Origin of the sequence: Arthrobacter sp. NPDC080031, from assembly GCF_040702485.1 — a bacterium.
Classification (GTDB): Bacteria; Actinomycetota; Actinomycetes; order Actinomycetales; family Micrococcaceae; genus Arthrobacter.
In genome coordinates this window covers 1-20,065 of the sequence record NZ_JBFBLA010000006.1, presented here as the reverse complement: position 1 = coordinate 20,065, position 20,065 = coordinate 1, and the positions used below count along the sequence as shown (strand labels likewise).

Annotated in this window: 18 protein-coding genes; 9 read left to right on the top strand and 9 right to left on the bottom strand. The window is 64.2% G+C overall.

The window, feature by feature from the left end; genetic code table 11:
• From AB0323_RS06505 to AB0323_RS06495, 3 genes are read right to left on the bottom strand one after another with little or no spacing between them, the layout of a single operon-like run.
• On the bottom strand, window positions 1-1,116 hold the full coding sequence (locus AB0323_RS06505; RefSeq protein WP_364533419.1) for a ribosome small subunit-dependent GTPase A: 1,116 nt from the start codon (window positions 1,114-1,116) through the stop codon (window positions 1-3).
• A gap of 2 nt (window positions 1,117-1,118) precedes the next feature.
• Window positions 1,119-2,528, bottom strand: a complete 1,410-nt coding sequence (aroA, locus tag AB0323_RS06500) for a 3-phosphoshikimate 1-carboxyvinyltransferase (RefSeq protein ID WP_366176596.1) — start codon at window positions 2,526-2,528, stop codon at window positions 1,119-1,121.
• A 6-nt stretch (window positions 2,529-2,534) separates the two neighbouring features.
• Entirely contained in the window at window positions 2,535-3,050 is a 516-nt protein-coding gene (locus AB0323_RS06495; protein WP_364533425.1) for a DoxX family protein, read from the bottom strand.
• Between the two features lie 307 nt (window positions 3,051-3,357).
• On the opposite strand from AB0323_RS06495, the gene AB0323_RS06490 reads away from it, so the two are divergent.
• Window positions 3,358-4,107 (top strand): sigma-70 family RNA polymerase sigma factor, encoded by a 750-nt coding sequence (locus tag AB0323_RS06490; protein WP_364533428.1) that lies wholly within the window; start codon window positions 3,358-3,360, stop codon window positions 4,105-4,107.
• Entirely contained in the window at window positions 4,104-4,361 is a 258-nt protein-coding gene (rsrA, locus tag AB0323_RS06485; protein WP_366176595.1) for a mycothiol system anti-sigma-R factor, read from the top strand. The genes AB0323_RS06490 and rsrA overlap by 4 nt, the downstream gene beginning before the upstream one ends.
• A gap of 260 nt (window positions 4,362-4,621) precedes the next feature.
• Here rsrA and AB0323_RS06480 read toward each other — a convergent pair whose 3' ends face one another.
• From AB0323_RS06480 to AB0323_RS06465, 4 genes are all read right to left on the bottom strand, one after another.
• Entirely contained in the window at window positions 4,622-5,236 is a 615-nt protein-coding gene (locus AB0323_RS06480; RefSeq protein WP_366176594.1) for a PadR family transcriptional regulator, read from the bottom strand.
• Entirely contained in the window at window positions 5,236-6,084 is an 849-nt protein-coding gene (locus tag AB0323_RS06475; RefSeq protein ID WP_366176593.1) for a DUF4097 family beta strand repeat-containing protein, read from the bottom strand. The genes AB0323_RS06480 and AB0323_RS06475 overlap by 1 nt, the downstream gene beginning before the upstream one ends.
• Window positions 6,085-6,203: 119 nt before the next feature.
• Window positions 6,204-6,803: a GDSL-type esterase/lipase family protein gene (locus AB0323_RS06470; protein ID WP_364533440.1), complete on the bottom strand. Its 600-nt coding sequence runs from the start codon at window positions 6,801-6,803 to the stop codon at window positions 6,204-6,206.
• Between the two features lie 135 nt (window positions 6,804-6,938).
• The gene (locus AB0323_RS06465) at window positions 6,939-10,751 is read right to left on the bottom strand and encodes a multifunctional oxoglutarate decarboxylase/oxoglutarate dehydrogenase thiamine pyrophosphate-binding subunit/dihydrolipoyllysine-residue succinyltransferase subunit (protein WP_366176592.1); all 3,813 of its coding nucleotides are present in this window, start codon (window positions 10,749-10,751) and stop codon (window positions 6,939-6,941) included.
• 542 nt (window positions 10,752-11,293) lie between these two features.
• Between AB0323_RS06465 and AB0323_RS06460 the strand changes: the two genes are divergently transcribed.
• The 5 genes from AB0323_RS06460 to AB0323_RS06440 all read left to right on the top strand — a co-directional run bounded on the left by AB0323_RS06460 (window position 11,294) and on the right by AB0323_RS06440 (window position 16,776).
• Complete coding sequence (locus AB0323_RS06460) at window positions 11,294-12,760, top strand: hemolysin family protein (RefSeq protein ID WP_366176591.1); 1,467 nt, start codon at window positions 11,294-11,296, stop codon at window positions 12,758-12,760.
• Window positions 12,757-13,827: a hemolysin family protein gene (locus AB0323_RS06455; RefSeq protein WP_366176590.1), complete on the top strand. Its 1,071-nt coding sequence runs from the start codon at window positions 12,757-12,759 to the stop codon at window positions 13,825-13,827. Before AB0323_RS06460 ends, AB0323_RS06455 begins: the two co-directional genes overlap by 4 nt.
• Before the next feature lie 123 nt (window positions 13,828-13,950).
• Window positions 13,951-14,904, top strand: a complete 954-nt coding sequence (locus tag AB0323_RS06450; RefSeq protein WP_366176589.1) for a zinc ABC transporter substrate-binding protein — start codon at window positions 13,951-13,953, stop codon at window positions 14,902-14,904.
• 138 nt (window positions 14,905-15,042) lie between these two features.
• Complete coding sequence (locus AB0323_RS06445) at window positions 15,043-15,858, top strand: metal ABC transporter ATP-binding protein (protein WP_366176588.1); 816 nt, start codon at window positions 15,043-15,045, stop codon at window positions 15,856-15,858.
• Window positions 15,859-16,776, top strand: a complete 918-nt coding sequence (locus tag AB0323_RS06440) for a metal ABC transporter permease (protein WP_366176587.1) — start codon at window positions 15,859-15,861, stop codon at window positions 16,774-16,776.
• Here the strand turns inward: AB0323_RS06440 and AB0323_RS06435 are convergent.
• Complete coding sequence (locus tag AB0323_RS06435) at window positions 16,773-17,255, bottom strand: Fur family transcriptional regulator (RefSeq protein ID WP_366176586.1); 483 nt, start codon at window positions 17,253-17,255, stop codon at window positions 16,773-16,775. The two genes, AB0323_RS06440 and AB0323_RS06435, sit on opposite strands and share 4 nt — an antisense overlap.
• Window positions 17,256-17,364: 109 nt before the next feature.
• Between AB0323_RS06435 and AB0323_RS06430 the strand changes: the two genes are divergently transcribed.
• Entirely contained in the window at window positions 17,365-18,021 is a 657-nt protein-coding gene (locus AB0323_RS06430; RefSeq protein WP_366176585.1) for an MBL fold metallo-hydrolase, read from the top strand.
• A 34-nt stretch (window positions 18,022-18,055) separates the two neighbouring features.
• On the opposite strand, the gene AB0323_RS06425 is transcribed toward AB0323_RS06430, so the two are convergent.
• Entirely contained in the window at window positions 18,056-19,144 is a 1,089-nt protein-coding gene (locus AB0323_RS06425) for a PLP-dependent cysteine synthase family protein (protein WP_366176584.1), read from the bottom strand.
• Between the two features lie 115 nt (window positions 19,145-19,259).
• Between AB0323_RS06425 and AB0323_RS06420 the strand changes: the two genes are divergently transcribed.
• Window positions 19,260-19,979 (top strand): rhodanese-like domain-containing protein, encoded by a 720-nt coding sequence (locus tag AB0323_RS06420; protein WP_366176583.1) that lies wholly within the window; start codon window positions 19,260-19,262, stop codon window positions 19,977-19,979.
• Window positions 19,980-20,065: the final 86 nt, after the last annotated feature.

Here is a 20,065-nt window from a genome sequence, read left to right as displayed (position 1 = left end):
TTAGTTGACCGTGCCCAGTTCCTTCGCCTCTTGGGCCTCCATGCGCGGATCCGCGCCCAGAAGCCGGCGCAACGACGCCAAGCGGGCCGGGCCTGCCTCGCCCGCGTGGCCGTCGGCGACCCAGGAATCCAGTCCGCATCGAACCGCGGAGGCATCGTGCTTGCAGCCTCGCTCGCACATTTCCGTTCCGGGTTCCAGATCCGGGAAGGCGTGCAGGATGCGGTCGGGGTCCACGTGGGCGAGGCCGAAGGAGCGGATGCCGGGCGTATCGATGATCCAGCTGCCGGCGGGGGCGTCGCTGAGTTTCAGGGCGAGGGCAGAGGAGGAGGTGTGGCGTCCGCGCCCTGTCACGGCGTTGACCCCGCCCGTCGCGCGTTCGGCGCCCGTGAGGGCATTCACCATGGTGGACTTCCCGACGCCGGAATGGCCCAGGAGTACGGTTACCTTGCCGTCGAGATAGTCCCGCAATTGGCCGACGGCGTCGCCGTCGAGGCGGGCGGACAGGCCGTCGTCCGAACGGGCGTCGATGCCTGAGGCGCCTGCGTCGGCCGTGCGGCTGATGATGATGGGGAAACCGAGGCTCACATAGTTGGCGAGCAATTCCGTCGGATCCTTGACATCGGCCTTGGTGACGAGCAGCAGCGGCTCGATTCCGGCGTCGTACGCTGCCACCAACGCGCGGTCGATGAATCCGGTGCGTGGCTCCGGATTGGCGGCGGCGACCACCACCACGAGCTGGTCGGCGTTGGCGACGACGGCCCGTTCGATCGGATCCGTGTCATCGGCACTTCGCCGCAGGAGGGTCTTGCGCTCCTGGACGCGCACGAGGCGGGCGAGGGTGTCCGGGGCTCCGGACACATCGCCGACGAGGGCCACGAAGTCTCCGGGAACCACGGGGGAGCGCCGGAGTTCACGGGCGCGGGCCGCGATGACGATGCGCTCGTTGTCTGAGCTTTCGCCCACAATCGCGGTGTAGCGGCCGCGGTCGACTGTGATGATGCGCCCGATCACTGCGTCGTCGTGGCTGGGGCGGTCCTTCGTGCGGGGGCGTGTGCCCTTCTTGTTGGGTCGGATCCGGACGTCGGATTCATCCCAGGAGCTTGCGTCGCGAGCCATCGTCAGTTGCTTGTCTCCATAGAACCGGTTGCTGGAGTGCCGGTGTCCGTGGCCGTTTGGCCCGCGCTGAGCATCGATGCCCAGATTTGCGGAAATTCGGGCATGGTCTTGGACGTCGTCGCGATGTCTTCAACCTGGACACCCTCGACGGCGAGCCCCAGGATGGCGCCCGCGGTGGCCATGCGGTGGTCGGCGTAGCTGTGCACGACGCCGGCGTGCAGCGCTGCGGGCCGGATCACCAGACCGTCGCTGGTTTCTTCGGCGTCGCCGCCAAGCCGGTTGATTTCGGCGACGAGCGCGGCCAGCCTGTCCGTTTCGTGTCCCCGCAAATGCGCGATGCCGGTGAGCCGGGAAGGGCCGGAAGCCAGGGCGCACAATGCCGCCACCGTAGGGGCGAGTTCGCTGGTTTCGTCGAAGTCCGCGCCCAGGATCTCCGGGCCGCCCGTGACTGTCAGCGTGCCCTTGTCCAGTGTGACAGTGGCACCCATGGTGGCAAGGATGCCCCGCCAGAGGTCCCCGACTTGCGTCGTGTTGGCAGGCCAGTTGGGGATCCGGATAGTTCCTTTCGTGGCAAGCGCCGCGGCGAGGAACGGGCCGGCGTTGGAGAGATCCTGCTCGATCCTCTCGTCGAACGCCTGGATAGTGCCCGGGGTGACGCGCCAATGGTTCGGCACGGAGTCATCCACCTGCACCCCCACGCCGCGCAGGACCGAGACGGTCATGTTGATGTGGTCCAGGCTGGGCACAGGCTTGCCGACATGCTCCAGGTGAAGGCCCTCTTCGAAGCGTGCACCGACCAGCAGCAAGGCCGAGACAAACTGCGACGAAGCGCTCGCATCGATCACCAAATGGCCACCGCGGACAGAGCCCGTGCCGGAAACCTTGAACGGCAGGGAATTCGCAGTGTGCCCGTCCACGGCGCTGACTTCCACTCCGAGCGTGCGGAGGGCTTCGATGATGGTGCCCATGGGACGTTTGCGTGCGTGCGGATCCCCGTCGAACACGGACGCGCCGTTGCGGAGGGCCGCGAGCGGCGGCACGAAGCGCATGACCGTGCCGGCCAGGCCGCAGTCGATGGCGGTCTCCGAGGCGGCAGCCGCAGGGTCGATGGGGGTGACTTCAAGATCCGGGCCGTACTGTCCATCGCCGGGAACCTCGGTAATGGTGGCGCCAAGCTGGCGCAGGGCCTCGACCATCAGGGCGGAATCCCGCGAATGCAAGGGTGCCCGCAGCCTGCTTGGGCCGTTGGCCAATGCCGCCAGGACCAGATAACGGTTGGTCAGGGACTTCGAACCAGGAACCGTAACCGTGGCATCCACAGGGTGGCTGGCGAAGGGTGCCGGCCACAGGGGGAGTGCGGAGGCTGTGGTGCTCCCTGAATCGTCGGTCTGCGTGGCGGGGGTTCCTGGCATGCTTCCTTATGCTCCAACTGCGTTGTCTACGGCCTTGCGGACGGCCCGGTCTGTTTTCTTGAGCTGCTTGCCCGTGGCTTTCTTTGCGTCCATGGCGAGGTGTTCGGCACGCCATGCCAGGCTCGGTTTGCCTGCGGTGTCGACGGCGGCAAGGAAAACGCCACCCGTCAGCGAAATGTTCTTGAGCAACTGGGCGCGGCGGGCGAGCCGGCCTTCCTTGGTGCTGATGTCGGCTGAACGCCACTCAACAAAGGTATTCAGGACCGAGATGCCGGCAAGCAGGCTGGCCGAGAACCGGGAGCATTTGCCGAGGGCCAGCAAGGCGCCGGCGCCCACTTGCGCGCCGCCGATAACCCGCGCCAGCATCTTCTCGTCAGCCGGGAAGGGCAGTGACTCGGAAGCGCGGCGGAGCAGCGGAGAGAGCTGTTTGGCAGTGTCATCCGCGTTCTTGAGCTTGTCCAGCCCTGCGACGACAAAACTGGAAGCCAACATTGGCCTGGCGAGAAAACGGACGAGGGACATGTTTTGCCTCCTGGATGGCGTGCCACGGTGTTCAGGTGGTGCTGCGTTCAAGTGGTGCGGTGTTCACGGGTGCAGTCGGATCTAGTCTTGCATCTTTGCGGAATATTTGCCCGGAGCTTGCCGTTGTCAAAAGAAGGTGCGGTGGGGGCGGACCTTCGGTTGTGGCGCGTGCGTTGTGCCGCGCTATGTCATGTCGTCGTTGAGTGGAGATGGTTTTTTGGCCTTGGTTAAGGACCGAGAGGGACACTTGGCGCTTGGGCGGGAGCTGCCAAGGGACTCCCGGAGCGTGACAGTAGACTTGGATGCAATGAGCACCATGGATCCGGCCGCAGCGGCCATGTACAAAGCAGCGACGGAAGTCACGGACGCAACGTCCGGCGGCGACGAAGCTGTTGAGGCCGACGTCGAGATTGCAGTGGACTTCGCAAGCGAGACGCCCGAGCAACGGAGGGCGCGCTTCGAACGCGACGCCATGCAGTATGTCGACCAGCTCTATTCGGCTGCCATGCGCATGGCCAGGAATCCGTCCGATGCCGAGGACCTGGTCCAGGAGGCGTACACCAAGGCCTTCTCCGCCTTCCACCAGTACAAGCCAGGAACCAACCTCAAGGCGTGGCTGTACCGCATCCTGACCAACACCTACATCAACCTCTACCGGAAGCGGCAGCGCGAACCGTTGCAGTCGAATTCGGACAGCATCGAAGACTGGCAGTTGGCGCGGGCGGAATCCCATACGTCGGCCGGGCTGCGCTCTGCGGAGGCGGAGGCACTGGATCATTTGCCGGACTCGGACGTGAAGAGCGCCCTGCAGTCCATTCCGGAGGAATTCCGGCTCGCGGTGTACTTCGCTGACGTCGAAGGCTTCGCATACAAGGAAATATCAGACATCATGAATACCCCGATCGGGACCGTCATGTCCCGGCTTCATCGCGGCAGGAAAATGTTGCGCGATCTGCTGGCGGACTATGCCGCAGAACGGGGAATCAGCGCCGGCGCGGAAGAAAAGGCCTTGGCCGTGGGCGCGGCCACAAGCAAAAAACAGGAGAAAAGGAAATGAGCTGCCAAGGATTGGGCGACTGCGACGATGCTCGGATGCAGCGTATCTACGAGTACCTCGATGGTGCGTTGACCCGCGATGACATCGCAGAGATCAAAGTGCATCTGGAGAACTGCCCGGAGTGCACGGAGCAATACGACCTTGAGTGCGTCATCCGCACCGTGGTCAAACGCTCCTGTACGGAAGCGGCTCCTGAGAATCTCAAGAACTCGATCCTGGACAGGATCCACGCTATGAAGCCCGTGGACGTCTAAGAGCCTGGAATGGCAAGGGCCCCGGAAACCTGATGGTTTCCGGGGCCCTCCGCATTAAGTCTTACGCTAAGCCGCTGGCTTAGGTGTTGGGACGCTTGCCGTGGTTTGCGCCGCCGCGCTTACGGTCACGACGCTTACGTGCACGCTTGCTCATAGCTGGCCTCCTTAGATTCTTGATACTCAATAAAGCTGCCCTCCAGTCTCCCACATCACGGGGCTGCCCCGCGAACCGTGCCGGCCAGCCCCGCTGGGACCCGGACTCAGCCCCGCAGTGAATTCCGGATGGAGATCCTGGCCTGGTCCAGGACGGTGCGCACGGTTTCAAGGGCGATCGGGGTCAGGGCCTTGGAGCCGGCGTGCTGTCGCAGTTCCACGCGGATGTCATCGCGGAAGGACTGGACCATCATCTCGGCTTCCTTCAGGATGCGGTGTCCCTCCGGCGAGTAGCTGCCAGCCCACGACTGGAATTCCGCGGACTTCGCACTGGCCCGGGCGGCTTCGGCGGTTGCGGCCAGGTCTGCGCGCAGGCCGCGCATGTTGCTGCGGATGTCGTCGCGGAGGCTGTCGGCCAAGCGCCGCACGGAGGCGGAGATGTTGTCCTCGACGTCGGCCAGTTCCTGCCGCCGGCTGTTCAGTTCCGCCAGCCCCGCCGCGGTGATGGAGTAGTTGGTGCGGCGCCCGTCGCTGCTGGTCGCAACCAGTCCTTCTTCCTCGAGTTTGCCAAGGCGCGGGTAGATGGTTCCGGCACTGGGGGAGTAGGTTCCGCCGAAGCGTTCGCCGAGGGCCTTGATGAGCTCGTAGCCGTGCTTGGGGCCCGATTCCAGGAGTGCCAGCAGATAGAGCCTGAGGGCTCCATGGGCAAAGACGGGCGGCATCAGACTTCCTCTTCTCCGGGGACTGAGTGGGTTGCCCCGGGTGTTGGCGCACTGCCATGGATGATGGAGGTCTTTCCGGACACGGAATTGGTACGGGCCACCATGAGCCGCTCGTCGGGGCCGACAATGGTCTGGACCCTGCCGCCCGACTGGGCGTAGAGCTGGTCATCGATCATGACGGTGCCACTGGCTGTCTTCGCGACGATGTCCACGCCAACGTCGTGCGGCAGGCGGATGGTCAGGTCGCCTGAAACGGAATTGGCTCCGAAATCCTGGGTGTAGCCGTGAAGGTCGAAGCTGAGGTCGCCGCTGACGGTATTTGCCCGGATGTTCTTGAAGCGGCCCGAAGCCGTGACTTCGCCCGAGACGCTCTTGGCGGTCATGACGCCGTCGTGGTTGCGGGCGATGACTTCGCCGCTGACGGTGTTGACGTGAAGCTCGCCCCGTGTGCCATCGGCGAGAACCGACCCGGACACCGTGTTGAGGCGGATATGGCCGGTGATGCCCGACACCATGCCGTCACCGCCCACGGTTCCTGCTTCGACGTCGACGCCGACGGGCAGCGCAATGCTGATGACGATCGTGTTGGTGCTGGTGTTGTTGACGGTCCCCATGAGGTTGCGGAACCAGCCCTGCGGGCCGTGCAACTGATGGCGGACTTCGAGCCGGCCATCGACGAGGCTGACGCTCAGTGGATCGCCGGCGATTTCCGAGACTTCGATCCTGGTGATTGCTTCGTCGTGCGTGACGACGTCGAAGCGGCCCTTGACGATCCCCAGCTTGAGTGAGCGGACGCCGTCGATTTCAATGGTCTGCGGGCCGGTAACGGTCCAGGTTTCTTCTGACATGACCCCTCCATTGCTGCGTTACATCTATTGCGATATATCGCGTTGATGTACTCACGATATATCTCGACAATGACGTTGGCAATGGGTTCAGCACGCCGGACGGGCGTCTCCTGCCCCGGCTATTCCGGCTGGGCGATCCTCAGCCACTGGAACCAGCCGCGGTGCAACACGAGCCAGGCCATGAGCCCGTAACCCGCCTGGCCCGGGGTGCCGCCATTTGCGGAGAGGTCCGTCCGCCATTGTTCGTGGTTGAGCAACGGGGAGAACGTGTCGACGTACTGGTGGTTGCGGCGGGTGGTGACATCCGCAAATGCGGCGTTCAGTTCGGCGATCCGGCGGTTCTTGGCCGGGTCCAGGGTGGGTGGCGGTCCGACGACAAACACTTCGATGTTGCTTTGCGACGCCCCGTCAAGGATATTGGCAAGATTGAGACGGCTACGTGCTGTGGAGACACCGAATTCGATGTCGCGGCCCGACAAGCCGATCACCAGGCGGTTTTCGTGGACGTTGCTGAAACGTCTCCCGGCTTCGTCGAGCCAGCGCGCCGCAAGGCCTTCTGTGCCCTCCATAGGGCAGGGAAGAGAGTAGCTCTCCACAAGAACGGAGTCCTGGGGAGTCCGCGCAAGAACCCTTCCGAGCCAGCCCAAGGCCCTGGGGTCACCGAGCCCGGCGAGTAGTTCATCACCAACAGCTGCGATGCGCAGCTTCCTGTCTTCCACAGTTACCTCTTCACCAAACGTTGCGGTCCTTGCACTGTGCCCGGCCGGGCGGCTGGATCACCGGACACTTGTCCCATTAAACAGAACTGCCCGGCTGGAAGCGGGTATTGAACCTCCAGCCGGGCAGCCGCCGTCTTACTTGCGTTCGAATGCCTGCTTCAGCAACGTGGCCTGCTCGGCGCTGTGGCGCTTCATGGAACCGGCTGCCGTGGAGGCCGATGCCGGACGCGAAACGAGCCGGACCTTGCGGTCCAGTGCCTGCGGCAGGTTCAAGCCGATGAACGGCCACGGACCCTGGTTCGCGGGCTCGTCCTGGGCCCAGACGATGTCGGCGTTCGGGTACTTGGCCAGTTCCGCCTCGAGCTGGGCCTGGGGCAGCGGGTACAACTGCTCCAGGCGGATGATTGCCGTCGAGGTGTCCCCCGTCTTCTGGCGGTTGGACACGAGATCGTAGTAGAGGCGGCCGGAAACCAGGATCACGCGGTCAACGCTCTGGGCCTCGAGTGGCTCGTGTTCGCCGATGACCGGCTTGAAGCCGCCCGTGGTGAAGTCCTCCACCGCAGAAGCCGCACCCTTGAGGCGCAAAAGCTGCTTCGGCGTGAAGATGATGAGCGGCTTGCGCGGACGGCTGTAGGCCTGCCGGCGGAGCAAGTGGAAGTGCGAGGCAGCCGTGGTGGGATTCGCCACGATCATGTTGTCCTCGGCACAAAGCTGCAGGAAGCGCTCGATGCGTGCGGACGAGTGGTCCGGTCCCTGGCCTTCGTAGCCGTGAGGCAGCATGAGCACGAGGGAGGAACGCTGGCCCCACTTTTGCTCGGCCGAGGAGATGAATTCGTCGATGATGGTCTGCGCACCGTTGACGAAGTCACCGAACTGGGCTTCCCACAACACCAAGGCGTCCGGGCGTTCCACGGAGTAGCCGTACTCGAAGCCCATGGCCGCGTATTCGGACAACAAGGAGTCGTAGATCCACAGCTTGGCCTGCCCGTCGCTCAGGTTGCCCAGCGGCATCCATTCGCTGCCGTTCGCGCGGTCGTGGAAGACCGCGTGACGCTGCACGAACGTGCCACGACGGGAGTCCTGGCCGGCGAGGCGGACCGGTACGCCCTCCATCACAAGCGAACCAAAGGCCGCGATCTCGCCGAAGCCCCAGTCGATGCCGCCTTCACGGGACATCTGCTCGCGCTTCTCGAGGAGCTGCTTGAGCTTGGAGTGGACCGTGAAGCCTTCCGGAATATCGAGGTGCGCCTGGCCGATCCTCTGCAGCATTTCGGCTGAAATGGCGGTGGTTGCAGGTGCGTTGGTGCCGAAGTCCGCCTGCTGGGCGATGGGACGCTCGATGTCCGACACCGCAGCGGAATCCGCCGTGATGATCGGGATGGGCGAAGTCTGTGCGGCGTGGGTCTCCGCGAAGACGCGCTCGAGGCGTTCCTGGTAGTCGCGCAGCAACTGCTCGGCTTCGTCCTCGGTGATGTCGCCACGGCCGATGAGGGATTCCGTGTAGAGCTTGCGGACGGAGCGCTTGGCCTCGATGAGGTTGTACATGAGCGGCTGCGTCATCGAGGGGTCGTCGCCCTCGTTGTGTCCGCGGCGGCGGTAGCACACCATGTCCACAATGACGTCCTTGTGGAAGCGCTGGCGGAACTCGTAGGCCAGCTGCGCAATGCGCACCACGGCCTCGGGATCGTCACCGTTCACATGGAAGATCGGGGCCTGGATCATCTTGGCCACGTCGGTGGAGTACGTCGAGGAGCGCGACGACGACGGTGCGGTGGTGAAGCCGACCTGGTTGTTCACGATGATGTGAATGGTTCCACCGGTACGGTAACCACGCAGCTGGGACAGGTTGAGCGTTTCCGCCACGACGCCCTGGCCGGCAAAGGCGGCGTCGCCGTGGATCATGATGGGCAACACGGGGAATGCCTCGCCCTGGTCCAGCCGGTCCTGCTTGGCCCGGACAATGCCTTCAAGCACGGAGTCAACCGCTTCAAGGTGGGACGGGTTGGCGGCGAGGTAGACCTTGGTCTCATTGCCGTTGTCCGAAGTGAACGTGCCTTCAGTGCCGAGGTGGTATTTGACGTCGCCCGAGCCCTGCACGGAGCGGGGGTCCTGGGTGCCTTCGAACTCGCGGAACACCTGGGCGTACGTCTTGCCCGCGATGTTGGTGAGCACGTTGAGGCGGCCGCGGTGGGCCATGCCGATCGCGACTTCGTCGAGTCCGTCGTCGGCGGCGTCGGAAATAATGGTGTCCAGCAGCGGAATCAGGGATTCCCCGCCTTCGAGGGAGAAGCGCTTCTGGCCCACGAACTTGGTCTGCAGGAAGGTTTCGAAGGCCTCTGCTGCGTTGAGCTTGGAAACGATGCGCAACTGCTCTTCGCGGCTCGGCTTGGAGTACGGGTGCTCCACCTGGTCCTGGAACCACTTGCGTTCTTCAGGCTCCTGGATGTGCATGTATTCAATGCCCGTGGTGCGGCAGTAGGCGTCGCGGAGGACGCCCAGGATGTCGCGGAACTTGAGCATCGGCTTGCCGCCGAAGCCGCCGGTGGGCCACTCGCGGTCCAAGTCCCACAAGGTGAGGCCGTACGTCAGCACGTCGAGGTCCGGGTGCTTGCGCTGGACGTATTCGAGGGGGTTCGTGTCTGCCATGAGGTGGCCGCGGACCCGGTAGGAGTGGATCAACTGCTGGATGCGGGCAACCTTGTTGATCTCGTCAGCGGGGTCGACCTGGAGGTCGGGGCTCCAACGGACGGGCTCGTAGGGAATGCGCAGCGCTTCGAAGATCTCGTCGTAGAAGTTCTGGGCACCGAGGAGGAGCTGGTGGACGAGCTTGAGGAACTCGCCGCTTCCGGCGCCTTGGATAACGCGGTGGTCATAGGTGGACGTCAGCGTGAGGATCTTGCTGATGGCGTTCTGGGCGATGATCTTCTCGCTGGCGCCTTGCCACTCGGCCGGGTAGTCGAGAGCTCCGACGCCGATGATGGCGGCCTGGCCCTTGGAGAGCCGGGGCACGGAGTGCACGGTGCCGATGCCACCCGGGTTTGTCAGGGACACGGTGGTACCCGCGTGGTCGTCAGCTGTGAGCTTGCCGTTGCGCGCGCGCTTGATGAGGTCTTCGTAGGTGTGCCAGAACTCCGCGAAGTTCATGGTCTCGGCCTTCTTGATGTTTGGAACCATCAGGAGGCGCGTGCCGTCGGGCTTGGGCATGTCAATGGCGATGCCGAAGTTCACGTGCGCGGGCTGCACGGCGACGGGCTTGCCGTCTACTTCGTCGTAGTACACGTTCATCGAGGGGAACTGGGACAGGGCGCGGACCACTGCATAGCCGATGAGGTGGGTGAAGGAGACCTTGCCGCCACGGGCACGGGCAAGGTTGGAATTGATGACAACGCGGTTGTCGATCAGGAGCTTGGCCGGAACGGCCCTGACGCTTGTGGCGGTAGGAACCTCAAGGCTCGTGACCATGTTGGACGCAATGGCCTTGGCCGGACCACGAAGGACGGAGACGACGTCCTCTTCCGGGGGAGTGGGAGCCTTGGTGCTCTTGGGAAGCTGTGCCGGGATGGGCCGGGACTGGCTGCCATCGGATGGCTTCTGCGCGCCGTCCTTTGCGACAGTGGCCGGAGCTTTCTTGACCGGTACTGCAGGAGCAGCCGGAGCAGGGGCGGGGGGTGCAGGTGCGGCTGCCGGGGCAACCACGGGCGCAACCGGCGTCATTGCCGTTGCTGCAGCCTGTGCCACGACAGGAATTTCGCGAGTGGGCGGGTTTGCAGGGGCTGCGGATGTTCCGTTGGAAGAAGTGCCGTCAGCAGTGTCGAAGGACTCGAAAAGCGGCCACCACTTGGCGTCGACCGAATTCTTGTCCTGCTGGTACCGCTCGTACAGTTCGTCAACGAGCCACTCGTTTCCGCCAAATTCCTCGGGTAGACGGTGGCTTGGCTGCTCTGGCACTTGAAATACGCCTCTTCCATGAGTGTTGATTTCCAGCTGGCCCGGGGAACTGCAGGGGGTGCAAAGGCGAGCCAGGGTCCGGGTCCCGCGAACTCAGACCCTAGCCAGTCTAGTGACGAGCGGCGGCTATCTGCCAATAGTGGTGACCTAAATCATGCCAATCGCGATATGCCTCGGCTTCCGCGGCCCGAGGGGCTGGTCTTTCCCGGGATTTTCCTGCCGTTTGATTCGCCGCAGGCCTTGACGCCGGCCCGTGAAGTCCCGTGATGCCTCCCCGCAGCCGGACTGTACACTTGAATCCTTATGGACAGTAATTCTAGGTGCCGGCCTGGGAGCTGCAGGGGAAGCCGTTCGGCTGTCTCCGCGCAACGCGCCCGCCGAGCCGGCAATGCCCGTACACATGCCCATCGCACCCCGCAGCTCCAGGCCGGACGGTCGGCGGATCCTTCATCCGCTGCGTCCGACCAACCCCCGCCGGGTCAATCAGCCATTAGCCGCCCTGGCGCCCGTTTCCAGCCGTTCGCACCGTCCGGCGGCCTTTAATGGAGTGGTTTTTCCTTCTCGCCGGCGTACTCCTGGTTCTGGGTACTGGGTTCTTTGTCGCGGTCGAGTTCTCGCTCGTCGCACTCGACCAGTCAACAGTCCAAAGGGCGGTCGACGGTGGCGACCACGCTGCCGCGGCGTTGCTCAAATGCCTGAAATCCCTTTCCACCCAGCTCTCAAGCTGCCAATTGGGGATCACCCTCACCACCTTGCTGACCGGCTTCGTCATGGAGCCGTCCGTTGGCACTCTCCTGCACGGACCGCTGCTCTGGGCCGGTTTGCCGGAAGCTGCCGCGCAGTCCTTGTCGCTCATCCTTGCCATGACGTTCGCCACCGGCTTGTCGATGCTGATCGGCGAACTCGTCCCGAAGAACATGGCGCTGGCGTTGGCATTTCCGCTGGGCCGGGCGTTGGCCCGGCCTCAACTGATGTTCACGGCCGTGTTCAAGCCCGCAATCGTTGTACTCAACGGCTTCTCGAACAAGATGCTGAACCTTGTGGGCCTCGAGGCCAAGGAAGAGATCTCGGGGGCCCGCTCGCCTTCTGAACTGGCCTCCCTCGTGCGCCGTTCGGCAGAGCTCGGAACCCTCGACGCCGGGACGGCCAACTTTGTTGCCCGGACCCTGAACTTTTCAGCGCGCACGGCGGCCGACGTCATGACCCCGCGCATCCGCATGGAAACGATCGACGCCGATCAGCCGGTGTCGGACATCGTCGAGGCGGCCCGGCGGACCGGATATTCGCGCTTTCCGGTCATCGGCGAATCGGCCGACGACATCCGCGGCGTGGTGCATATCAAGAAAGCCGTATCCGTCCCTTCAGAACGCAGGAGACGGCTCGAGGCCGGAGCAATCATGTCCGAGGTCCTGAGGGTTCCCGAGACCATCCACCTTGACGCCCTGCTGTTGGAACTGCGCGAGGGCAACCTGCAACTCGCCGTCGTGCTTGACGAATACGGCGGAACCGCAGGCATCGCCACCCTTGAGGACCTGGTGGAGGAAATCGTCGGCGAAGTGGCGGATGAGCACGACAAGGTCCGGCCCGGGTTGCTGCAGAGCGCCTCGGGAGACTGGTATTTCCCCGGACTGTTGCGTCCGGACGAGGTCAGCGAACAAATCCCGGGACTGAAGGTTCCCGACGACCCCGCCTACGAAACCGTGGGTGGTTACGTCATGAGCCAGCTTGGACGGATCGCGACGGTCGGCGACGTCGTCGAGACCGACGGCGGCACCCTGGCCGTCACCCGAATGGACGGCCGCCGGATCGACCGCATTTGCTTCCGCCCTGCGGCGCCCGACACCCCCGATGACGGCGACCAGGACAAAGGCATTTCGGAAAACGATGCGAGTGGATGGCAAAGCACGAAGCAGGCCGGAAAGCGGTTGAGTAAGGGCTCCGGCGGTCCGGCAAGCAACGCCGTCGGCAACCCTGTAGCCAAACCCAACCGCAAAGGACGTGCCGCATGAGCGACTGGGTAGGAATCCTGTGGCTCGTGGTGCTGTTGATCGGCAACGCCTTCTTTGTGGGCGCCGAGTTTGCCGTGATGTCTGCGCGCCGCAGCCAGATTGAGCCTTTGGCTCAACGCGGTTCCAAGCGCGCGCAGACCACCTTGTACGCGATGGAGCACGTCTCGCTGATGCTGGCGTGTGCCCAGCTTGGCATCACCGTGTGTTCCTTGCTGATTCTCCTCGTGGCCGAGCCTGCCATCCACCATTTGCTGGGGGCGCCGCTGGAGTCCGTCGGCGTCCCGGTTGAACTGGCAGATATCATCGCTTTTGCGGTTGCCTTGCTGGCGGTCACTTTCCTGCATGTGACATTTGGCGAGATGGTTCCCAAGAACATCTCCGTTTCGGTCGCAGACAAGGCGGCCTTGCTGCTGGCGCCGCCGCTGGTCCACGTTGCGCGCTTCGTGAAGCCGGTTATCTGGACCCTGAACTGGCTGGCCAACCGCATCCTTCGCCTGATGAAGATCGAGCCCAAGGATGAGGTGACCTCTTCCTTTACGCTCGAAGAAGTGCAGTCCATCGTGCAGGAATCGACCCGACACGGCCTCGTGGACGACGACGCCGGCCTCTTGAGCGGCGCATTGGAGTTTTCCGAGCATACTGCGGCGCACATCATGGTGCCGCTCGACAAGCTTGTGATGCTCAAGCCCGGGTCCACGCCTCGCGAACTGGAGAAAGCGGTGAGCCGTACCGGTTTCTCCCGTTTCCCCGTGTTGGACGACGACGGCGAGCTGACGGGTTATCTGCACATCAAGGATGTGCTTTCCATCCCCGAAGAAGGACGCCGCTATCCGATCGCGGAGAGCCGTATCCGGTCCCTCGTGAACCTCGCACCCGAGGACGAGATTGAAGACGCGATGGCCGTCATGCAGCGGACCGGCTCGCACCTCGGCCGGGTTGTGGGGACAGGCGGTGCGACCCTGGGCGTGTTGTTCCTGGAGGACGTCATCGAGCAGCTCGTGGGCGAGATCCGTGACGCCACCCAGGCCAGGGGAATCCGGCGGCTGGGCGGACCGCAGCCAGCGTAAGCTCCTGCCGGCCCAGGGGGCCGGCAGGAGCTATCCGGAATCCTAAATAGGAATCATTACCATTTGTGGGTACACTCATTTGAGTCCCCTGTTGTGCTTGATTCGGTAGATCCGAGGTTTCCCGTGCGTCGTACCGCCGCCCGTCCTTCCCTTGCCGCAGCTCCTGCCCTCGCGGCAGTTGCCTTCCTGCTTGCCGCCTGCGGGGCACCCGCGGCGACGGCGCCGTCGTCGTCCTCCGGAGTGGTCGACGTTGTCGCCTCCACCAGCGTGTACGGCGACATCGCCAAGACGGTCGGCGGCGACAAGGTGTCCGTCACGTCCATCATCAGCAAGACCAGCCAGGATCCGCACTCCTACGAGGCAAACACCCAGGACAAACTGGCCGTCTCCAAGGCCCAACTGGTGATCGACAATGGCGCCGGCTACGACGACTTCTTCAGCAAGCTGGCCGAGGACAGCAAGGTGCCTGCGGACAAGACCATCACCGCCGTCAACGTTTCGGGGCTCCTTCCCGCGGCGACAACCAGCGCATCTCCCGCGGCGGTGCCGGAAGGGTTCAACGAGCACATCTGGTACAACTTCAACGCCATGGCGAAAGTGGCCGATGCCGTCGCCGCGAAGCTCGGAAGCCTGAACCCGGCCGATGCCAAGACCTTTACTGCCAACGCGGACAAGTTCAAGTCCTCGCTGGCCGGACTCAGCACAAAAGTCGCTGACATCAAATCCTCCAAGGGGTCAGCTCCGGTCGCCATCACGGAGCCCGTCCCGGGCTACCTGCTTGAAGCTGCAGGCTTGGAGAACAAGACGCCCGAGGAGTTCAGCCACGCCATTGAGGTCGGCTCCGACGTCCCGCCGGCAGCTGTCAAGGAAACGGGCGATCTGATTACCTCGAAGTCCGTACGCTTCCTGGCGTACAACGAGCAGACTGCCAGCGCCGAGACGGAAAAGCTGAAGGCCGAGGCGACCGCTGCCGGCGTTCCGGTGGTCGGCTTCACCGAGACCCTTCCCGAGGGCAAGGACTACGTCGCGTGGATGACGGACAATGTAGGCAACGTCGCTGCTGCCCTGAACAAGTAAGCGGCGCCGGCAGCAAGGAACAGATGGGCCCCGCAATCGTCCTAAGATGTACAGGGCGGCTGCGGGGCCCTCTCTGTTCATCCAAGAGCAGGCCACCAGCGACACAGCTTCGCGAACCCCATGGATCGAGGAATCTTTTTGACACCGGTAGTGAGCCTTCGCGGCGCGGGCCTCCAGTTTGGCCAACGGGCCCTCTGGAAGGACCTCGACGTGGACATCCGGGCGGGTGAGTTCTTCGCTGTGCTCGGCCCCAACGGCAGCGGCAAGACCAGCTTCCTCAAAGTCCTCCTAGGTTTGCAGCAGCTTCACTCGGGGACCGTGACTGTGGCCGGACGCGCGGTGGAACGTGGCAGCCGGAAGATCGGCTACATACCGCAGCAGAAGTCCTTTGCTCCGGATACGCCATTGCGTGCCCGCGACTTGGTCGGCCTCGGCGTCGACGGCCACCGCTGGGGCCTGCGGATCAAGGCCAGGGCCGTCAATGAGCGCGTCGACGCCCTTCTTGATTTAGTGGGGGCGGGTGACTACGCCCGCGTGCCGCTTGGTCAATTGTCCGGCGGTGAGCAACAGCGTCTCCGTGTTGCGCAAGCCCTTGCCGCGGACCCTGAGCTCCTGCTTTGTGACGAACCGCTGCTGTCCCTGGACCTGCACCACCAGCAGGCCGTGAGTTCCCTCATCAACCAGCAGTGCCACGAGCGGAACAGCGCCGTGGTGTTCGTGACCCACGAGATCAATCCGGTCCTGGACTACGTAGACCGCGTCCTCTACCTTGCCGGCGGCAGGTTCCGGGTGGGAACACCCGAGGAGGTCATGACCACCGAGGTCTTGTCCGAGCTGTACAACAGCCGCGTTGAGGTCATCCGCGCGAACGGCAGGATCGTGGTCGTCGGCCTTCCGGACGCAACGACCCACTACCACGATGACGCCCACGCCGGTGTGGAGGAAGGTCACTAAATGGATCTCGGCAGCATCCTGCACACCATCTTCAACTTTGAAAACTACGGCGAACTGCTGGCGCTGGTCCAGAATTCCATCTGGGCCGGTGCAGTCCTCGGCCTGCTCGGTGGTCTCATAGGCACCTTTGTCATGAAGCGGGACCTCGCCTTCGCGGTGCACGGCATTTCGGAGTTGTCCTTCGCCGGTGCCTCCTTCGCCCTGCTCATCGGGGCGGACATCATTTTCGGTTCACTCGCGGGATCCGTCGCGGCTGCGCTGCTTCTGGGATTCATGGGCGTCCGGGCTCGGGACAAGAATTCGATCATTGGCGTCATCATGCCGTTCGGGCTGGGCCTTGGCATCTTGTTCCTGGCCCTCTACCAAGGCCGGGCGGCCAACAAGTTCGGGCTACTGACCGGCCAGATCGTTTCGGTGGACACTGTCCAGCTCCAGGTCCTGGCTGGCACGGCCGTGGTGGTCATGCTCGCACTGGCCGGAATCTGGCGCCCGCTCAGCTTCGCCAGCGTGGACCCCGACATGGCGGAAGCCAGGGGAGTGCCTGTCCGTGGCTTGGCGATCGCATTCATGGTGCTGCTCGGCGTCAGCGTTGCCTTGTCCATCCAGATAGTCGGCGCGCTTCTGGTGCTGGCCTTGCTGATCACGCCCGCGGCCGCCGCCCTGCGTGTGACCACTTCGCCGCGGCTCGTGGTCTTGTTGAGCGTGCTCTTTGCGATTACCGCCACCGTGGGTGGCATCCTCCTGGCGCTCGGCAGCAGGATTCCCATCAGCCCTTATGTCACCACGTTGTCGTTCCTGATCTATGTGGTGTGCCGGATCATCGGCAACGTGCGCGCCAAACGCGGAATCAACGGCAGGATTGTCCGTCCCCACGTTGCCGTGGGCCAGGCCGTGGAAGACCAGCCGGTAGCCGGCTAAAGCCGGCCGGCTGCCTTCTTGGCAGTGCACTCAGGGCAGAGCCCGAAAATCTCCACGGTGTGCGCCACTTCGGTGTAGCCGTTTTCGCGAGCCACCCGGGCTGCCCACGTCTCGACCGCCGGAGCTTCCACTTCGACGGCCTTGCCGCAATTGCGGCACAGCAAATGGTGGTGGTGGCCCGTGACCGCACAGCGTCGGTAGACGGCTTCGCCATCGGCATTCCTCAGCACATCGACGAGGCCGTCGTCGGCAAGCGACTGCAAAATGCGGTACGCCGTGGCCAGCGACACGGAGACGCCCTGATTCTGGAGCAGCCGGTACAGTTCCTGGGTGCTCACGAAATCGTCAAGTTCGTCCAGGGCGGCGCTGACGGCCAGGCGTTGCTTCGTGACCCGCTGCTCCTTGACGGCAGGATCCTTCGCATCCGGAAGCGACCCGGCTACGGGCCCGGACGTAGCGGCATTGGCGCCCTGTGACATTCGTGGACTCATTTCGATATGGATGTTCGCAAATACCAAGGTTACCAGCCGGCAACGCCCGGACGCCGGTTCGTGGACACCGTCCAAGCCCCGCCCCTAGGCTGGCTGCATGAAGCTCACCAAATACACCCATGCATGTGTCCGCCTGCAAAAGGAGAGCCAGGTCCTCGTGATCGACCCCGGGACCTATTCCGAGTCCGAGGAAGCCCTCGCAGGCGCCCACGCGGTGCTGATCACCCACGAGCACCCGGACCATGTGGACGCGGACGCCGTCGTCGGAGCCCTCAGCGGAAACCCCGGACTCCAGGTGCACGCACCCTCGGCGGTCGCTTCCCAGCTGTCGGCCAAGGCCGGCGACGACGGCGATCGGGTACACGCCGTCGAACCCGGCACGTCCTTTGAGGCCGGGGGCTTCGCGATACGTTCTTTCGGAGGGCAGCATGCCCTCATCCATCCGCAGATTCCGGTAGTGGCCAACATCGGCTACCTCGTGGACGAAAACGTCTTCCACCCGGGGGACTCGTTCGTTGTCCCGGATGGCATTGCCGTGCAAACCCTGCTGGTACCCATTCACGCGCCGTGGTCAAAGGTGGGCGAGGTGGTTGACTTCGTGATCGCGGTCCGCGCACCCAAGGCCTACCCGGTCCACGATGGGCTGCTCAACGAACTCGGACGCGGATTGGTGGAAGGCCACGTGACCCGGATCGGCGCGAAGTACGGTACGAGCTATGCGAGGTTGTCGCCGCGGGAATCGGTGGAGGTCTAACTCAGTCCGCAGCGATGTCAACATGCCGCGGTGCCTACACGCTGTGCGGCCACGTGCCTGTCTCGAAGAAGTCGGCTAGTACGGCCTCGTACGGGGCAGGATCGAGGCCGCGCTCGGCGATCCAGTCCGGGTTGTAGTAGCTTCCGGGGTAGCGATCGCCGGCGTCGCACATGAGGGAGACGATGCTGCCGCGCTTTCCCTCGGCCACCATCCCGGCAATCAATTGGCAAACACCCCACAGGTTGGTTCCCGTAGAGGGCCCGGCGTGCAGTCCGGCCAGCCGGCGGAGGTGCCGCATGGCGGCCACCGAGGCGGCATCGGGAACCTGGATCATGGTGTCGATGACGGCCGGTACAAAGCTGGGCTCCATGCGTGGCCGTCCGATGCCTTCGATCCTGGACGGCATGCCCGTGGAGTAGTCCGGGACGCCGTCGCGCCAGCCGGGATAGAACGCGGAGTTTTCCGGATCGACCACAGCCAGCCGGGTTGAGTGGCAGTGGTACCGCAGGTAGCGGCCGATCGTGGCGCTGGTTCCGCCTGTGCCGGCGCCCACCACGATCCACTCGGGCACGGGATGCTCTTCGAGGGCGAGCTGCTCGAAGATCGATTCCGCGATGTTGTTGTTGCCCCGCCAGTCGGTGGCGCGCTCGGCAAAAGTGAATTGGTCCATATAGTAACCGCCGGATGTCCGGGCAACCTCCTCCGCCATCGCATAGACCTCCGAGGCGTGGTCCACGAGGAGGCAGGCGCCACCGAACTCTTCGATGAGGGCGATCTTTTCCGGACTGGTGGTCCGGGCCATCACCGCAATGAACGGAAGCCCGATCAGCCTGGCGAAGTAGGCCTCGGACACCGCGGTGCTCCCGCTGGAAGCCTCCACGATGGTGGTCCCTTCCGTGATCCATCCGTTGACCAGGCCGTAAAGGAAGAGCGAGCGGGCGAGGCGGTGCTTGAGGCTGCCAGAACGGTGTGTGGACTCGTCCTTGAGATAGAGCTGGACACCCCAGTGTTCGGGGAGCGGCACGGCGTAGAGGTGCGTGTCCGCCGAGCGGTTGTTCTCGGCTTCGATGCGGCGGATTGCCTCGCTGGCCCATGCCCGGTCCTGGTTGCGTAGAGTGCTCACCGATCCAGCCTACCGGCGCCGGCTGCCGCCCAAGGCTAGGCTGGTAGCCGGTTGGCAACTGCACGGCGGCAGTGTCGGCGTCGTTTGGTAGAGACGGCAAAACGAAGGAGATTTGATGGCCACGATCATGAACGTCACCGCACTCAAGGACCGCATGGATGCGGGCAAGCGGACCGTCTTGCTCGACGTTCGGTGGGTGTTGGGCGATCCGCACGGCCATTCGCACTTCCGCCAGGCCCACATTCCGGGAGCCGTCTATGTGGACTTGCATCACGAACTCGCTGATCCCGCGGCCGAGGGCCAGGGCAGGCACCCGTTGCCGCCCACCGCAGCGCTGCAGCGGAGCGCCCGGGCCTGGGGCATCAACGACGGCGACACCGTGGTTGCATACGACGACAGCGGCAGCACGGCGGCGGCGCGCTTGTGGTGGCTGCTCCGGGACGCCGGTTTCCCTTCCGTCTTCCTGCTCGACGGCGGATTGGGTGCTTGGCGCGCGGCCGGCCACTCGCTGGCGCAGGACGAGCAGCCACCGGTTCCGGGCGACGTCGTGCTTGGACATGGCCACATGGATGCCATCGCCATGGACGAGGCAGCCGACTGGCACCACCACGGAATCCTTCTCGATGCCCGGGCCGGGGAGCGCTACCGCGGCGAAATCGAACCCATTGATCCCCGCGCCGGGCACATTCCGGGCGCGCTGAGCGCCCCCACAGCCGGAAACCTCGGACCGGACGGCACGTTCCTCCGCGCGGCCCAGCTCCGCGACAGATTTGCTGCGTTGGGAATCGACGAGGGCAGGGCAAAGTCAACTGGTCGTAGCAACGCAGGGGTTTAGGCTGCCTGCAGCAGCTGGTTGAGCCGGTTGGCTGGGGTTTGTAGGTTGAGGGTGGGCCGTGGCCGGCGGTTGAGTTTCGCGGCGAC

What these genes read in the sequence shown, in the direction of transcription:
- aroA (WP_366176596.1), bottom strand. Translation starts at nt 2,528, where the DNA reads ATGCCAGGAACCCCCGCCACGCAGACCGACGATTCAGGGAGCACCACA.
- AB0323_RS06455 (WP_366176590.1), top strand. Translation starts at nt 12,757, where the DNA reads ATGAGCGACTGGGTAGGAATCCTGTGGCTCGTGGTGCTGTTGATCGGC.
- AB0323_RS06490 (WP_364533428.1), top strand. Translation starts at nt 3,358, where the DNA reads ATGAGCACCATGGATCCGGCCGCAGCGGCCATGTACAAAGCAGCGACG.
- AB0323_RS06505 (WP_364533419.1), bottom strand. Translation starts at nt 1,116, where the DNA reads ATGGCTCGCGACGCAAGCTCCTGGGATGAATCCGACGTCCGGATCCGA.
- AB0323_RS06430 (WP_366176585.1), top strand. Translation starts at nt 17,365, where the DNA reads ATGAAGCTCACCAAATACACCCATGCATGTGTCCGCCTGCAAAAGGAG.
- AB0323_RS06435 (WP_366176586.1), bottom strand. Translation starts at nt 17,255, where the DNA reads ATGTCACAGGGCGCCAATGCCGCTACGTCCGGGCCCGTAGCCGGGTCG.
- rsrA (WP_366176595.1), top strand. Translation starts at nt 4,104, where the DNA reads ATGAGCTGCCAAGGATTGGGCGACTGCGACGATGCTCGGATGCAGCGT.
- AB0323_RS06495 (WP_364533425.1), bottom strand. Translation starts at nt 3,050, where the DNA reads ATGTCCCTCGTCCGTTTTCTCGCCAGGCCAATGTTGGCTTCCAGTTTT.
- AB0323_RS06440 (WP_366176587.1), top strand. Translation starts at nt 15,859, where the DNA reads ATGGATCTCGGCAGCATCCTGCACACCATCTTCAACTTTGAAAACTAC.
- AB0323_RS06480 (WP_366176594.1), bottom strand. Translation starts at nt 5,236, where the DNA reads ATGCCGCCCGTCTTTGCCCATGGAGCCCTCAGGCTCTATCTGCTGGCA.
- AB0323_RS06475 (WP_366176593.1), bottom strand. Translation starts at nt 6,084, where the DNA reads ATGTCAGAAGAAACCTGGACCGTTACCGGCCCGCAGACCATTGAAATC.
- AB0323_RS06460 (WP_366176591.1), top strand. Translation starts at nt 11,294, where the DNA reads ATGGAGTGGTTTTTCCTTCTCGCCGGCGTACTCCTGGTTCTGGGTACT.
- AB0323_RS06420 (WP_366176583.1), top strand. Translation starts at nt 19,260, where the DNA reads ATGGCCACGATCATGAACGTCACCGCACTCAAGGACCGCATGGATGCG.